The organism is Clostridium sp. 1001271st1 H5, from assembly GCF_005845215.1.
In the GTDB taxonomy this organism is placed as follows: Bacteria; Bacillota; Clostridia; order Lachnospirales; family Lachnospiraceae; genus Enterocloster.
In genome coordinates this window covers 152080-167125 of the sequence record NZ_SPHO01000004.1, presented here as the reverse complement: position 1 = coordinate 167125, position 15046 = coordinate 152080, and the positions used below count along the sequence as shown (strand labels likewise).

The 15046-nt window shown below is 48.2% G+C and carries 14 protein-coding genes; 13 read left to right on the top strand and 1 reads right to left on the bottom strand.

Translation table 11 applies throughout. From position 1 onward, the window contains the following. Positions 1 to 5: 5 nt before the first annotated feature. The 13 genes from FGS84_RS07615 to FGS84_RS07560 all read left to right on the top strand — a co-directional run bounded on the left by FGS84_RS07615 (position 6) and on the right by FGS84_RS07560 (position 13951). The gene (locus FGS84_RS07615; RefSeq protein WP_138307226.1) at positions 6 to 665 is read left to right on the top strand and encodes an amino acid ABC transporter permease; all 660 of its coding nucleotides are present in this window, start codon (positions 6 to 8) and stop codon (positions 663 to 665) included. 16 nt (positions 666 to 681) lie between these two features. Then, a complete protein-coding gene (locus tag FGS84_RS07610; protein WP_138307224.1) occupies positions 682 to 1428 on the top strand; it encodes an amino acid ABC transporter ATP-binding protein in 747 nt (248 codons plus the stop codon). 41 nt (positions 1429 to 1469) lie between these two features. Beyond that, positions 1470 to 1613, top strand: a complete 144-nt coding sequence (locus tag FGS84_RS30735; RefSeq protein WP_171042562.1) for a hypothetical protein — start codon at positions 1470 to 1472, stop codon at positions 1611 to 1613. A 346-nt stretch (positions 1614 to 1959) separates the two neighbouring features. After that, positions 1960 to 3096 (top strand): C45 family peptidase, encoded by a 1137-nt coding sequence (locus tag FGS84_RS07605; RefSeq protein ID WP_138307222.1) that lies wholly within the window; start codon positions 1960 to 1962, stop codon positions 3094 to 3096. A gap of 30 nt (positions 3097 to 3126) precedes the next feature. Next, positions 3127 to 4470: an AMP-binding protein gene (locus FGS84_RS07600; protein ID WP_138307220.1), complete on the top strand. Its 1344-nt coding sequence runs from the start codon at positions 3127 to 3129 to the stop codon at positions 4468 to 4470. 29 nt (positions 4471 to 4499) lie between these two features. After that, the gene (locus FGS84_RS07595) at positions 4500 to 5261 is read left to right on the top strand and encodes an ABC transporter ATP-binding protein (RefSeq protein WP_138307218.1); all 762 of its coding nucleotides are present in this window, start codon (positions 4500 to 4502) and stop codon (positions 5259 to 5261) included. A gap of 9 nt (positions 5262 to 5270) precedes the next feature. Then, entirely contained in the window at positions 5271 to 7622 is a 2352-nt protein-coding gene (locus FGS84_RS07590; protein WP_138307216.1) for an FtsX-like permease family protein, read from the top strand. Between the two features lie 148 nt (positions 7623 to 7770). Then, complete coding sequence (locus FGS84_RS07585; protein WP_138307214.1) at positions 7771 to 8388, top strand: cyclophilin-like fold protein; 618 nt, start codon at positions 7771 to 7773, stop codon at positions 8386 to 8388. Between the two features lie 168 nt (positions 8389 to 8556). Next, the gene (locus FGS84_RS07580; RefSeq protein ID WP_138307212.1) at positions 8557 to 9624 is read left to right on the top strand and encodes a C45 family peptidase; all 1068 of its coding nucleotides are present in this window, start codon (positions 8557 to 8559) and stop codon (positions 9622 to 9624) included. A gap of 64 nt (positions 9625 to 9688) precedes the next feature. Then, the gene (locus tag FGS84_RS07575; RefSeq protein WP_138307210.1) at positions 9689 to 10342 is read left to right on the top strand and encodes a LysE family transporter; all 654 of its coding nucleotides are present in this window, start codon (positions 9689 to 9691) and stop codon (positions 10340 to 10342) included. Positions 10343 to 10571: 229 nt separating this feature from the next. Continuing rightward, positions 10572 to 12068 carry an ATP-binding protein gene (locus tag FGS84_RS07570; protein WP_138307208.1) on the top strand — a complete coding sequence of 499 codons (1497 nt, stop codon included), beginning with the start codon at positions 10572 to 10574 and terminating at the stop codon, positions 12066 to 12068. A gap of 62 nt (positions 12069 to 12130) precedes the next feature. After that, positions 12131 to 12826 (top strand): response regulator transcription factor, encoded by a 696-nt coding sequence (locus FGS84_RS07565; protein ID WP_138307207.1) that lies wholly within the window; start codon positions 12131 to 12133, stop codon positions 12824 to 12826. A gap of 54 nt (positions 12827 to 12880) precedes the next feature. After that, complete coding sequence (locus FGS84_RS07560; protein ID WP_243129899.1) at positions 12881 to 13951, top strand: DUF362 domain-containing protein; 1071 nt, start codon at positions 12881 to 12883, stop codon at positions 13949 to 13951. A 101-nt stretch (positions 13952 to 14052) separates the two neighbouring features. On the opposite strand, the gene FGS84_RS07555 is transcribed toward FGS84_RS07560, so the two are convergent. Then, on the bottom strand, positions 14053 to 14943 hold the full coding sequence (locus FGS84_RS07555; protein ID WP_138307205.1) for a LysR family transcriptional regulator: 891 nt from the start codon (positions 14941 to 14943) through the stop codon (positions 14053 to 14055). Positions 14944 to 15046 lie beyond the last annotated feature (103 nt).

Here is a 15046-nt window from a genome sequence, read left to right as displayed (position 1 = left end):
TCGTGATGAGTCAGAGACTTATAGAGCTATTAGTGAATTCCTTCTGGCAGATTTTACTGCCCGGACTTAAAATTACAATCCCGCTGACACTGATTTCCTTTGCCGTCAGTCTGGTGGTTGCGCTGATTACGGCTGTTGTTCAGGTGGCCGATATAAAAGGGCTGAAGCAGCTTGCCAGGCTGTATGTCTGGGTCATCAGGGGGACACCCCTTCTGGTGCAGCTCTATGTGATATTCTACGGGCTTCCCGGGATTGGAGTTACCCTTGACGCCCTGCCATCGGCCATTCTCGTGTTTGCCTTCAATACCGGAGCCTATGCGTCCGAGACAATCCGCGCGGCCATTGAGTCCGTCCCGCATGGGCAGATGGAGGCGGGATACTGTGTGGGCATGTCTTACATGCAGACCATGGGGCGTATCGTTCTGCCGCAGGCGCTCAGGACGGCTTTTCCGCCACTCAGTAATTCCTTGATTGGGCTTGTGAAGGACACTTCCCTTGCAGCCAATATCACGGTAATGGAAATGTTCATGTCGGCGCAGAGGATAGCGGCTAGGACATATGAGCCGTTCGCACTGTATTGTGAGGTCGGTCTGGTTTACCTTCTTTTCTGTACGGTTCTGACGAAGCTGCAGAGGATATGGGAGGCAAAATTAAGGCTGGGATAAGGTAAGGAGGCAGGAAATGCTGGAGATAAGAACGATAAAGAAATCCTTTGACGGACAGGAAATCCTCAAAGGTGTGGACATTAAGGTAGGAAAGGGGGAGGTGGTGACAATCCTTGGCCCCAGCGGTTCGGGAAAAACCACCCTTTTACGGTGTATTAATTTCCTTGAAAAACCGGATGAAGGAATCATGATTTTTGACCAGGAACATTTAAACCTGAGTATGGTACATAAAAAGGATATTGCTAAAATACGGAGGAAAACTGCATTTGTATTCCAGAATTATAACCTGTTCCGGAATAAGACGGCTCTGGAGAATGTGACGGAAGGGCTGATTGTTGCCCGAAGGATGCCAAAAGCCCAGGCTGTCCGGATTGGAATAAGGGCGCTTGATAAAGTAGGGCTGTCAGACCGGTATGGTTACTATCCGCACCAACTGTCAGGAGGACAGCAGCAACGTGTGGGAATTGCGCGTGCGATTGCCACGGAACCGGAATTGATTCTTTTTGATGAGCCCACTTCCGCGCTTGACCCGGAACTGATAGGAGAAGTCTTAGAGGTGATGAAGCAGCTGGCGGCGGAAGGAATGACCATGCTGGTGGTCACCCATGAGATGAACTTTGCCAGGAATGTGGCAACAAAGGTGATTTTTATGGACAAGGGCGTGGTGGTGGAGGAAAATACCCCGCAGGTATTTTTCGAGGCTCCGCGCGAGGAACGGACAAGGCAGTTTCTGGGTATGATGAATTGGGGAGAGAATGCATAACATAAATATGCAGTAGGAGGTAAGACAGGACGCAATCTATCATGGGTATTTTAGCCGTGGGACTGAATAAACAAATGGATATGAAAGGATTGCTTTTGGTCAGTTTTGAACTGGAGCATATGGAGGCAAAGGACGGCGGCAGTATCTGGCTGCGCTACAGAGTGAGCTGTGATAGAGACAGATAAGCAAAGTTTAGGATAAGTTTATATTTTTGTTAGCTAGATGTTATTTTATGGGGTTATGATGGCTACAGTTACCGGAGCAGCGGTATCTAGGTCAATTATATATACTCATAATCTTGGCAATGTCTAACAATGAAGGACAGGCTGAGTCAGGCCTGTCTTTTGTTTGGCACGGGGGCTTACTAAATCAGGTTTTGCTGAATAGGATATGGGTTTACAGTAATCGAATGAAAGGAATGAAAGATGCTAATGCCATAGAAAAAAAGCATGTGAATGTATTTAATATAGGTATTTGATATTAAACAAATGTGGTATTACAATATTTATATCGAAAGGAGAGAGACACAGGATGAAAAAGAAGAGAATCAAGGTCTTGCTGATAGCAGCATTGACAGCGTCAGCCTTGGGTACAGGGTGCGGAGGCGCAGGCACGGTACAAGGGGAGACAGTACCGGAAAGTGTGGCCCAGGTGGAGTCCGCTGATTCCCAAGCAGTACCGGGAACCGATGTGAAAACCAACGTAATCACCCCGGACACAGAAATCCGGCAGTTGGAAAATGGATTATCCGCGGTGAGATATGATGGGGACTATTGGTTCAGCCAGTTTCTTGAGCAGGGAGGCGCTTCCTCGGATTCAGAAGTGGTTGGTTTTATAACTGGGCAGTTACAGTTGGGAGCGGCTGATATCGCTTTTGAGACGGAAGGGTTTGGCTGCAGTACACTGGCGGTAAAAAATAGAGAGGGTGAGGCGCTCTTTGGAAGGAATTTTGATTGGGAAAACTGTGAGGCTATGATTGTCCAGTCGGCTCCGTCTGATGGATATGCTTCCATTTCCACTGTCAATATGGATTTTATCCGATCCGGATACGGTGCAGGGCTTTCAGAACTTCCTGATGAGATGCGTGCCTTGATTGCTTTATACGCCCCTCTCGATGGTATGAATGAAAAGGGACTTGCAGTCTCTGTCAATATGATCCAGGATTCCGCTGTTATCAATCAGAACACGGGAAAACCGGACGTCACAACGACCACTGCTATTCGGCTTATGTTAGACCGTGCGGCAGATGTAGAAGAAGCCCTAGCGCTGCTTCAACAGTATGATTTGCACTCTTCTATGGGAATGATGGTACATTTTGCACTGGCGGACAAGAGCGGCCGCAGTGTAGCCGTGGAATATATCAATGATGAAATGGTTGTCACAGATACACCGGCCTTGACCAATTTTTATCTGACGCCTGGCGAGAAACAGGGAATTGGCACCGCACAGTCCCATACAAGGTATGAGATATTAATGAAACGGCTGGCAGAGGCTGGAACCATGAGGGTAGAAGAAGTCCGCGATGCCCTGGACAGTGTCAGCAAGGATAATTTTGGGGAGTTTGAGTCAACCGAATGGAGTATCGTGTTCAACTTAGAGCAGGGAGAGGCGCGGTACTATCATAGAGAAAATTATGAAAACAGCTATAGGTTTCAAGTGAAGAAATAAGCCGGGACATGGCGGAATGAGGAGGCTACTGTGAACTATTTAAACTTATTATGGAATTTGTACCAGTTAAAAAGAAATACAGGGAGAGGAAGGGAAGACATAAAAAGGCTTCGTGAGAAAAAACTTAGAAAACTCCTGGCCTATGCCTATGGACATTCAACCTATTACCACAGGGTATTTGAAGAGGCAGGTATCACGGGGAAACAGATTGCAAGGATGCCTCTATCTGCTTTCCCGGTTCTGGATAAGCAATTGCTGATGGAGCACTTCGATGAACTGGTCACGGTTCCGGATTTGAAGCAGGAGGAGCTGCGCCGGTTTGATGCACAGGAATCCACGGATCAAAAACGGTTTAAGGATGTTTACCATGTGGTTCATTCTTCCGGCAGTACCGGAACCCCCGGATATTTTGTTTATGATGATGCAGCATGGAATCAGATGCTGCTGGGAATTATCCGGGCCGCGCTCTGGGATATGTCCATGCCTCAGATTTTAAGGCTGCTGCACCGCGGCCCCCGTATCGTGTATATTGCAGCCACGGACGGCAGGTACGGCGGGGCGATGGCGGTCAGTGATGGGATAGAGGGCGTCCGGGCCAATCAGCTTTTTCTGGATGTAAAGACGCCTCTGTCAGAGTGGAAACGCCAGATTCGGGAATTTAAGCCGAATATGGTAGTGGGCTACCCTTCCGCCATTAAAATCCTGGGTGAGCTTGCGGAGAACGGTGACGTGGATTTGGATGTGTTCCGGGTTGTCTCATGCGGGGAGCCTCTTGGCGCCAGTCTCAGGAGCTATCTGGAGGAAACCTTTCATTCCGATGTAGTGAATATCTATGGCGCCAGCGAATCCCTGGCTCTTGGTGTGGAAACCAGCCACGAGGAGGGAATGTGTCTGTTTGACGATTTAAACTATATTGAGGTGGAAAATGGAGAAATGTATCTCACCTCGCTCTACAATTTCGTCCAGCCTTTAATCCGGTACCGGATATCGGATCAGTTGGTTCTGACAGAGCCGGGAAAAGACAGTCCGTATCCCTTTACACGGGCCGGCAACATCATGGGCCGTAATGAAGATTTGATGTGGTTTAAGGACGGCCATGGCATCAGGGATTTCCTCCACCCGCTTGTCATTGAAGGTTTCTGTCTGAACGGGCTTTTAGATTACCAGTTCCGGCAGATTGACGGACAATCCTTTGAAATGCTGGCGGAAGTGTCAGACCGCAGAAGGATTCAGGAAATTCAGGCGGAGATGGAGAGGGCAATGGGAGAAATCTTAAAGGAAAAACATCTGGAGTATGTGAATTTCTCCGTCCGTTTTGTGGAGGAAATCCGCCCCGATACAAAGACGGGTAAGAAACAACTGATTGTGGCGTAATGTGCTGTGCGGAAAGGAGGAGATATTAGTTGAAAGACATTTTATTATCTGCAAAAGATATCAGCAAATCGTTTGCAAAGACAGCAGAAGCTTCCCCTGTCCTGAACCATGTAACGGTAGACATCTACAAGGACGATTTTACAATCATCATGGGACCGTCGGGGGCAGGAAAGTCCACCTTATTATATACACTTAGTGGAATGGATCGGGTGTCCTCCGGGAAAGTGGTCTATAAAGGCAAGGTAATCAGCCGCTTCAAGGAAAAACAGATGGCGGAAATCCGTTCCCATGAATTCGGTTTTGTGTTCCAGCAGACCCATCTTGTGAGCAATCTCACTCTTTATGAAAATGTGGTGGTTGCAGGTTATTTGAGGAAAGACAGACCGGCAGAGGAGACAGAGCGCCGGGCAGAGTCCCTGCTGGAGCAGATGAACGTAAATGAGGCGAAGAATCGTATGCCATCAGAGGTATCCGGCGGTGAGGCACAGAGAGCAGCCATAGCCAGGGCCATGATTCACGAACCGGGGATTGTATTTGCGGACGAGCCCACCGGCGCGCTGAACCGGCAGAATACCGGGGAAGTCCTAAACCTGCTGACCTCCCTCAATAAAAAAGGGCAGAGCATCCTGATGGTCACCCATGACCTGCGCGCGGCAATCCGGGGAACCAGGCTTCTTTACTTAGAGGACGGAAACATTTTAGATGAACTGGAGCTGCCTGCTTACAATCTGGAGGATGAGAGGGAACGTGAATCCACTGTGAATGGATGGCTTGCCTCTTTCCAGTGGTAGGAGGCAGTGATGGAGAATAAAACGTTGCTAAAAGCAAATTTTAAGCGTCACAAGGGCAGCCTGGCCGGCGTATTTCTCTTAATCCTGCTGGCCGGCGCTGCACTTGGCACCGTCCTGACCGTTTGGATTAGTTCCGGAAAATATGTGAACGGGGAGATGGTACGTGCAGGTTTTGGCGCTCTTACGGCCTGGGTTTCCAATGTTGCGGACAAGGAATCCCTGTCCGGGAGTATTGAAGAACTTGAAGAAGTTGAATGGGTGGACACCCAGGACATTATCTTTTCCGATTATTCGGTAAACAATCAGGAATCCGACAGTGAGGGCCAGTTAATTCCCTATTCCCCGGAACAGACTCGTTATAAGTTTTTCACGGTAGATCTTTCCTCTTATCAGGAGGAGGCACCGGAAGTTCTGCCTGGTGAGGTCTACGTCTCCCCGTCCATGGTTTCCATGTTTGACATACAGGCCGGTGATGAAATCAGCTTTCCCATTGCCAGGGCCGGGCGGAATCTTGTTCTCACGGTAAAAGGATTCTATGAAGATCCGTTTATGGGCAGCTCTATGATTGGCATGAAAGGTTTCCTAATCAGTGGGGACGATTATACCAGAGCCCTGCAGCTCATCCAGGAAAACGGTATTGATGCTTTAGCCAGGAGTGGCGCAATGCTGCATATCTTCCAAAAAGAGGGCAGCGTGATAACGATTTCTGATTTAAACAACCTGCTCAATGAATACACCAGCCTGCCCCAGTATACAGAGTTTGTCCACAGCGCGGGTTCCATGGCCGGCTTCATGCTGGTGCTGCAGAATGCGTTCAGCGGCCTGCTTATTGCTTTTGTGATTGTATTGCTGTTTGTTGTCATGATTGTCCTCAGCCACAGCATCAGCAGCGCGGTGGAAGCTGATTATGTGAACATGGGTATTTTGAAGACCGTTGGCTTTACCGGCAGCAGCCTGCGCCGGATTCAGATGATTCAATATCTGTCCGTCATCCTGGCGGGCATACTGATTGGCGGGATTCTGGCGGTACCATTAAGCCGGTTTGTGAGCAGCGCAACATTGACGACAACGGGAGTCCGGATACCGGAAGGCTTGCCGGTGGGTCCCTGTCTCCTGGCTTTTGTGGTAATCATACTGATACTGGCCGGCTTCATTTTCCTCAAATCCGGAAAAATCAATGAGGTTGCCCCAATGAAGGCAATCCGGGGAGAGGTTCTGACCGTCCATGGGGGCAAGGGAATGTATGTGCCAGTCTATGGGAAACCGTTAGAATTCAGCCTGGCACTGCGCCAGTTGACCGCAGGGAAACGGCGCTATGCCGGCGCCTGCCTGGTGTCACTCCTCCTTGTATTCTTTGTTTCCATGATTGGTCGTATGGATTCCTGGCTTGGAACAGACGGAAAAGGAATGATGGAAGCGTTTAATCCGGCCGACCATGATATCGGCGTCCAGATTTTCGGGATAAATTCCTCCGAAGAGGCAGAACATACAATCCTTTCCTACACGGACATTACAGACAGTTATCTGCTCGCAATGCCGGGGGTATCCGTAAACGGAATTGATTATACGGCGAATGTAATCTCCGACCCGGAGCGGTTCCATATGATAGAAGGACAGACCAGCATGGCGGAGGATGAAATTGTCCTGACAGAATTTGTGGCATCTGATTTAGGCGTCTCGGTTGGAGATACGGTTACCGTCCAGGCAAATATGGGAAGCGCGGTGTATACAGTCTCAGGTATCTATGCCTGTGCCAACGACATGGGGGATAATGTGGGACTCAGCCGCGAGGGATACTTAAAAATAGGACAGGACAGCGAGGAGCTGTGGTGCTGCCACTACTTTCTTGCGGATACGTCACAGAAAACGGCAGTAACACAAGCGCTCCAGGAAGCGTATGGAGGTGATGTCCATGTGCATGAGAATACCTGGCCGGGACTGTTTGGCATCATTTCCGCCATGCAGGCATTGATGTTCCTTCAATACGGGATGGTGATGGTATTTATCCTGATTGTCACAGCCATGACAGGAAGCAGGATTCTATCCGCTGAAAAACGAGATATTGGAATCTTTAAGGCACTTGGATTTACCAGCAGACAGCTTCGGATATCATTTGCCCTGCGGTTTGGACTGGCGGCAGCTCCCGGTGCGGTGGTTGGCGTGGGACTGGCGGCGGTACTGACCGACCCATTGGTATCCACTGTCATGAAAATGGCGGGTATCAGTAATTTTGCTTCCGGCGCCACTTTGGGCAATACCCTGTTTCCGGCAGTCACTGTCATTCTTCTTTTCATGTGCTTCGCCTATGCCGCGTCACGGAAGATTAAAAACGTGGATTTGACCGTACTGATAACGGAGTAAATGTTCTGTCCATGCCTGAAAGACATAGATATGCATACAATATGAGTATTTGCTGTATTTATCATGGAGCAATATAATAAAAAGTAAGTTAAATAAGTTACATGAACGATTTTGGATGTGCCTTTAAATAGCACAGGAAAGGATTGATATGAAAAGACAGATAGAAAAGAAGCACTCTTTTATGCTCATTTTTACCTTTGCCCTCGTCATTGCAATGACTGGCTGTGGCCGCTCCGGCGGCAGTAAGAGGGAAGTGAATACCAGTGCTGCCGCTGCCCCAACGGTCAGTATCAGCCAGGATAGCAGTAACCGTGTGAGAGAAGATGAAACCGATATACGGGAATATCCGGCCGGCGCAGATGCACTGGAAGTGCGCTTTGGTGATGATGGCGAACCATTTATCATGAACCTGGAAGATAACCCAACAGCCACAGCCATCGCAGGTTATGTGGGGACAGCCAGTTGGAGGCTTCCGATTTACCACTATGATGATTATGATGACTGGGAAGTGATGCAGTATTACGATATCCCCAGCCGTTATGAAATCCCTTCCAATGCAGAGACTGTGACTTCGGAGAAGGCAGGCGATGTCTACTATTCCGAACCCAACCGGATAATCCTGTTCTATCAGGATGCGGAAGTGACTGGGGAATATACAAAGGTTGGCACCATAGAATATTCTGAAGCATTCCAGTCCGCTGTGGAGGACAATCCAGTACTGGAGGGGTGGGGCAATAAGATTGTCCATATAGACAGCATTAAATAATGAATGAGGGCGGCGATGATAGATGAAAGATTATTTGATATTTTAGTTGATTCCTTTGGCAAGATTCTGATTCCGGGACTGCTCTGGGCAGAAGTGAGGTGAAGGTAACATTTCAGTTACAGCATTAAATGCGTTGGTTTGGAGAAAGCAGAAGGAGACTGACACCATATGCGTCACAGATTAAAAAAAACAAGCATCCTGTTAATTACACTTGTAGTTGTTGTGACAGGCGCCGCCTGCCTATTTTTCCGGATTAGAACCGGTTTATCCGCCATACAGGTACGGAAGCTGGAAGAAGGGCTTTATTACATGGAGTATAACGGAGATTATGGATTTGACCGGTTTCTGGAACAGGGCGGGGCTTCTTCTGATTGGGAAGTGGCCCGGTTCGTGGGAAAAGATCTATTTAAGGGTCTGGTGATTCCGGGCTTTAAGACAGGTAAATTCGGCTGCAGCACTCTGGCCGCAAGAAATGCAAAAGGCGGAGTGATATATGGCAGGAATTTTGACTGGATGGAGTGTACGGCCATGGTAGTAAAATCAAAACCGGCCCAGGGATATGCTTCTGTATCCACGGTAAATCTGGATTTCCTGGATTTGGGGGAGGAATATAATCCGGATAAAATTCTCTCAAAGGTAATTTCTGCCGCCTCTCTCTATGCGCCGATGGATGGAATCAATGAGAAAGGGCTTTGTGTGGCCGTCCTCATGATAGACGATCCGGATGTCACAAAACAGGATACCGGGAAGCCGGGTATAACGACTACAACAGCGGTTCGCCTGCTTCTGGACAAAGCTGCTGATGTGGAAGAAGCGGTGCGGCTGCTGGGTCAATACGATATGCATGCCTCTGCGGGGATGATGCTTCATCTGGCTCTGACGGACCGGACAGGCCGCTCGGTAGCCGTGGAATATGTAAACAATGAAATGTCAGTGATTGAGACTCCGGTGGTGACTAATTTCTATCTGACACCGGGAGAAAAATATGGAATCGGGTCAGAGCAGTCCCATATAAGGTACGATATGCTGATGACCCGTTTGTCAGAGCAGCCGTACATGAATCTTGAGGACATGAAAGACGCCATGGCCAGTGTGAGTAAAAACAATTTCGGGGAATTCGCGTCCACGGAATGGACCATTGCCTATGACCAGGATACGGGAGAACTGCGATACTATCACCGGGAAAACTACAAAGAGTACGTGACGTTTTCCTTACAGTCAGATACCAGGAACTGATATCCGGTCCCTCAGACAGTACAGTGCCTATATAATGTGGCAGCATGAGTAAAGGAAGGAAACGATGTTGGAGAACTATTTAGTGAGAGGTTTGATTATTGGTATTGTTTTTGGAGTACCCGTCGGCGCTGTTGGTATTTTATCGGTTCAGCGGGCTTTGTCCCAAGGCGCTGCTGCTGGGCTTGTAACCGGTCTTGGCTCTTCCGTGGCTGATGTATTCTATGCCTGTGTTGGGGTATTTGGAATCACAATCATTTCTGACTTCCTGTTGAAACATCAGCACTTCATCTGTACGGCAGGCTGCTTGGTGGTAGTTCTGCTGGGGATTCAATGCTTTCGGAAAAAGAAGGCGGAAAACCCGTCTGCTGTGCTTGAAATGGAACTGGAGGAGGAAGAACAGACGGGAACCCTCCGGTATTATACCTCCTGTTTCCTGTCCTCTTTTGTCATTGCAATCACCAACCCGGCGGCCGTCCTATCCTTTATGGTGGTATTCTCCATGTTCCGCGTGGGAGGAACCGAGTCATTAGAAGAGAATATCCAGCTGGTATCCGGAATCTTTTGCGGAACCTGCTTTTGGTGGCTGCTGATTGCGATTGTGGGAAGCCGGATTCGGGAGCGGGTAACAGACCGGTTTTATCTGAAGCTGAACCGCATATTTGGAATCCTAATGGTATTGTTCGGCGCCGGAGTTGGAATACGTGCATGGATGATTTGATTTTATCTCACTTATAATAATCTGACTGAGGTTGCGGGTTATTTTCAGTCCTGTACATTGTACATAAAGGCGGTTCCTGTTTTATAATAATCCCCCATTTATTTAGGATACCATACAAATCCCATTGGAATCCGCCTGATGTGCAGGATTGAAAATAACCCGCAATCATCCTATGTGATAGAGGCTTCATTCAGCCGGAGAATCAAGATATATCAGGAGAAGACGGGAAATGACAATTAAGCAGAAAATTAAACTATCTAATGTAATGATGGCGTTGATACCAATTTTATTAACAGCGCTTATTGTTGCGGTCTGTATCAATACATCGCTGGGGAGTTACTGGTATACACTGGAGACTATGTATAAGGATGAAAACGGAATCCAGTCAGCCCAGAGCCTCATTTATACCTATCAGCAGGAGCTGTGGGAAAATAACTGGGGGGAGGGCGTGCACACAGAGCTTTCAGAAGGAATCAGGAAGAATGAGAAGATGAATCATTTGGAGGAAAAACTGTCCAAGATGGGGTATCATTTTCTGATTCGGAAAAATGGGAACGAGATTTATTCCAATATTTCGCCGGAGGAGATGGAAAAAGCGCAGTCTGTTGCCGGCACTGCCATCGAATCTGCGAAAACCCTGACTGCCAGTTACCATGATGTATCCGTAATCAAGCATACATTCTTCCACGGAGAGAAAGCATTTTCCATAATAGCGGTTCACAGCGGGGAGACAGACCAGGAGGTTATCTCTTACCTGCAGAATTATATCCTTAAATATATCCTGGGATTTGTCATATCCTTCCTCGTCCTAACCATATTGGTCAATATTGTTTTATCCTATTGGATTTCCAAAAGTGTCCTGGTCCCATTAAAAAAGCTAAGCCGTGGTACAAATGAAATCAAGGAAGGTAATCTGGATACGGTTATTGATTATAACAAACAGGATGAGTTTGGAGAGGTGTGCCGGGATTTTGATGAGATGCGGGTGCATTTAAAAGAATCTGTGGAACAGCGGCTAAAGGATGAACAGCGCAAGAAGGACTTGATTATTGGAATCTCCCATGACCTGCGGACTCCGCTTACCTCCATCAGCGGATATCTGGACGGACTCATGGAGGGGATTGCCAACACGCCGGAAAAGAGGCAGCGGTATCTGGCAGCTATTAAGACAAGAACCGGTGATTTATCCCGTCTGGTTGAGAGCCTCTCTGAATATAACCGTCTGGACAGCAGCAGCTACCACTATCACCTGGAACCAGGGGATTTAAAAGGATTTATTGAGAATTATCTGGTTTCTTATAAGGAGGAAGCAAGGCAGAACCATGTGGAGTTCCAGTTGATTGGGAATGAGAATTCTTATCCTGTTCTTTTTGATAAAGATGAGATGAAGCGGGTACTGGATAACCTGTTTACCAATACCATCCGTTACCGCAAGGAACCCTGCAGCAAGGTAATCATATCATTAAAACGGATTGAGCGCAGCACAGTGGTGGAATTTGTTTTTTCTGATAACGGCCCCGGGGTACCGGAGGAAAGCCTGGACCGTATCTTTGAAAGCTTCTACCGGGTGGACGGGGCAAGAAGCAATACCGGCGAAGGGAGTGGAATCGGCCTGGCTGTTGTAAAAGAAATTATTATGGGACACAGGGGAATTGTCCATGCAGAGAATCATGGGGGCCTGGCAATCATCATTCACCTGCCGGCGTATTCCGCCGAACGAAAGTGAGGGGGACGCCGCTATTGTGCCAGGTGTAGGCGAGGGGAATAACGAGACAGAGGAGATACAAGATGAGCAAAGTTTTAATTGTTGAGGATGATGAACTGATTGCAGAACTGGAGAGGGACTATCTGGAGGCAGGCGGATTTGAGGTGGAGCTGGTTTTCGATGGGAGGGAAGGGCTGAACCGGGCGCTGGCCGGAGGGTGGGACGCATTGATTCTGGATGTGATGCTGCCTGGACGAAATGGATTTGATGTGTGCCGGGAGGTACGCAAGAATCTGGATCTTCCGGTATTGATGGTTACAGCCAAAAAAGAAGATGTAGACAAAATCAGAGGACTGGGGCTGGGAGCGGATGATTATCTGGTGAAGCCGTTTAGCCCGGCTGAACTGGTGGCCAGGGTGAAATCTCATATCCAGATTCATGAAAGACTTTTGGAACACCGGGAACAGCAGAAGGACTTAGGGATACAGGTAAAAAATCTTCTGATTCTTCCGAAAGCAAGGCGGGTTTACTTAAATGGTGATGAGATGAGCCTTGCGAATAAGGAATTTGAGCTGCTTTTGTTCATGGCACAGAATCCGAATATTGTATTTTCCAAAGATACACTGTTTGACCGGATTTGGGGAATGGATGCAGCAGGGAACACTGCAACGGTAACGGTACATGTCAACCGTCTGCGGGAAAAACTGGAGAAAGATGAGGCATCTCAGCAGTTCATCGAAACTGTGTGGGGCGCCGGATACCGGTTTAAAGTAGAATAGGGTACATACCCATCATTACTTTGGCAGATAGAATCGGCTTTCAGGAGGACAATTATGAAGAAATGCTATCTCACGGCGGCTGCTATCCTGCTGTGCATATTGAGCGGATGCGGAAAAAATATGAGCAATGGGACAGAGACAACGGCAGCTGATAAGAATATGACAAATCCGGTTCAGGCTGTGTCTGCCGCTGCGGTTTTACCAGACGGTACCGGGACAGAAGACCGGACCGGAGAAACAGGAGATAAATCGCCTGCGGTGTACGTGACAACGGATATCAGTCCGGAAGGGTTGAAAAAGGTTTATGATGCTCTCGGCAGAAATCTAACCGGCAACGTGGCAGTGAAACTCAGTACTGGGGAAGCAGGCGGGAATTACTACCTGTCGCCGGATTTAATTAAGAATCTGGTTCAAGGGGTAAACGGAACTATTGTGGAGTGCAATACTGCTTATGGCGGCTCCCGTTCCAGTACGGCCATGCACAGGCAGGTGGCGGAGGATCATGGATTTACAGCTATTGCAAAGGTGGATATCATGGACGAGAACGGTTCTATGAGCATTCCGGTGACCGGAGGCAAAAATCTGACTGAGGATCTTGTGGGTGAAAATCTGAAGAACTATGATTCCATGATGGTACTGTCTCATTTTAAGGGACATTCCATGGGTGGCTTTGGCGGCGCTGTAAAAAACATCTCCATTGGCATCGGTTCTGCTGAGGGGAAATTGCTGATACACAGCGGAGGGAAAAGCCGGAGTTCCTGGGGAGGCGCTACGCAGGAGCAGTTTCTGGAGTCCATGGCGGAGGCGGCCGGAGCGGTGATTGATTACATGGGTGAGGAAAATATGCTTTATATCAGTGTGATGAACAACCTGTCTGTGGACTGCGACTGTGACAGCAGCCCGGCGGAACCAGATATGCATGATATTGGGATTCTGGCCTCACTTGACCCGGTTGCCCTTGACCAGGCATGTGTGGATCTGGTCTATGAGGCGCCGGACGGGGATTCTCTGATTCGCAGGATTGAGTCCAGGAATGGAATCCACACACTGGAGCATGCAGAAAACATTGGCGTGGGCAGCCGTGGTTATGAACTGATTTCCGTGGATTTCACGGTATCACAGTAGAGATATGTACTTTTATAACTCTATATGCTCCAATACACAAATGAGACGTAAGCTGATAATGAAAGCCACACGTCTCATTTTCTCTATGCTAACCGTGATGATTACTCAGAATAACCATGAAAGGTCTCCTGTACTTTGCTTAAAAAGCGTTCTGCTGCTCCGGAAAAGAGCTGGTATTTTTTCCACACGATATTCAGATGGGATTCCATACGTGGTTCCAGCGGGCGAAAACAGAGGCGGCTTTCTTCCGAGGTGTTGACCAGCTTGTCCAGGCAAAGGGCAAAGCCCATCCCCTCATCTACCATGAGAGAAGCATTATAGACCAGGTTATAGGTGGCAACAATGTTAAGCTTCTCATAGTTTGTTCCCAGCCACCCGGAAAATATATTGCTTGTCAGGGTCTGGCGGGAGGTAATAATGGGGATATCAAGTAAATCCTTTGATCGAATGGTGGTCTGAGCTGCAAGGGGGCTGTCCTTTGGCATCAATAGGCCCCAGGTATCTGTGGCAGGCAGTCTGATATAGTCATATTTTTTCATGTCTGCAGGCTCAATGAGAATGCCGAAATCCAATAGTCCCTTATCCAGCCGTTCCGTCACATCATCCGCATTGCCGCTAAATAAATGGTATCGAATCTGGGGGCAGGACTTCTGCAAATCCGTGGCAATTCTGGCGATATGACGCATGGCGTCCGTCTCCCCGCCTCCGATATAGATATCTCCCCCCACAGCTTCATCCGGCGCCATCAGCTCAGCCTCAGTTTTCTCCACCAAATCCAAAATTTCGGTTGCCCGCTTGCGTAAAAGCATTCCTTCTTCTGTAAGGGTAATCCTTCGATTTCCCCGGATTAACAGCTTCTTACCAATTTCCTCTTCCAAATCCATCAACTGCCGAGACAGTGTGGGCTGTGTCATATGAAGGGACTCTGCCGCGCCGGATATGCTTTCCTCTCTGGTCACAGCCAGAAAATAACGTAAAACACGTATGTCCAATCTGATTCCTCCTCCTGGTGCACTGATTCATTTGTTTGCTTGTAACCAGATTATAGTCCAATATGATATGCCTGTCAAGTATGGCGAATTATTTAATATAAGT

Excerpts from the sequence above, each read along its gene's own strand:
- FGS84_RS07565 (WP_138307207.1), top strand. The coding sequence starts at position 12,131 with ATGAGCAAAGTTTTAATTGTTGAGGATGATGAACTGATTGCAGAACTG.
- FGS84_RS07605 (WP_138307222.1), top strand. The coding sequence starts at position 1,960 with ATGAAAAAGAAGAGAATCAAGGTCTTGCTGATAGCAGCATTGACAGCG.
- FGS84_RS07575 (WP_138307210.1), top strand. The coding sequence starts at position 9,689 with ATGTTGGAGAACTATTTAGTGAGAGGTTTGATTATTGGTATTGTTTTT.
- FGS84_RS07615 (WP_138307226.1), top strand. The coding sequence starts at position 6 with ATGAGTCAGAGACTTATAGAGCTATTAGTGAATTCCTTCTGGCAGATT.
- FGS84_RS07590 (WP_138307216.1), top strand. The coding sequence starts at position 5,271 with ATGGAGAATAAAACGTTGCTAAAAGCAAATTTTAAGCGTCACAAGGGC.
- FGS84_RS30735 (WP_171042562.1), top strand. The coding sequence starts at position 1,470 with ATGGGTATTTTAGCCGTGGGACTGAATAAACAAATGGATATGAAAGGA.
- FGS84_RS07560 (WP_243129899.1), top strand. The coding sequence starts at position 12,881 with ATGAAGAAATGCTATCTCACGGCGGCTGCTATCCTGCTGTGCATATTG.
- FGS84_RS07570 (WP_138307208.1), top strand. The coding sequence starts at position 10,572 with ATGACAATTAAGCAGAAAATTAAACTATCTAATGTAATGATGGCGTTG.
- FGS84_RS07580 (WP_138307212.1), top strand. The coding sequence starts at position 8,557 with ATGCGTCACAGATTAAAAAAAACAAGCATCCTGTTAATTACACTTGTA.
- FGS84_RS07610 (WP_138307224.1), top strand. The coding sequence starts at position 682 with ATGCTGGAGATAAGAACGATAAAGAAATCCTTTGACGGACAGGAAATC.
- FGS84_RS07585 (WP_138307214.1), top strand. The coding sequence starts at position 7,771 with ATGAAAAGACAGATAGAAAAGAAGCACTCTTTTATGCTCATTTTTACC.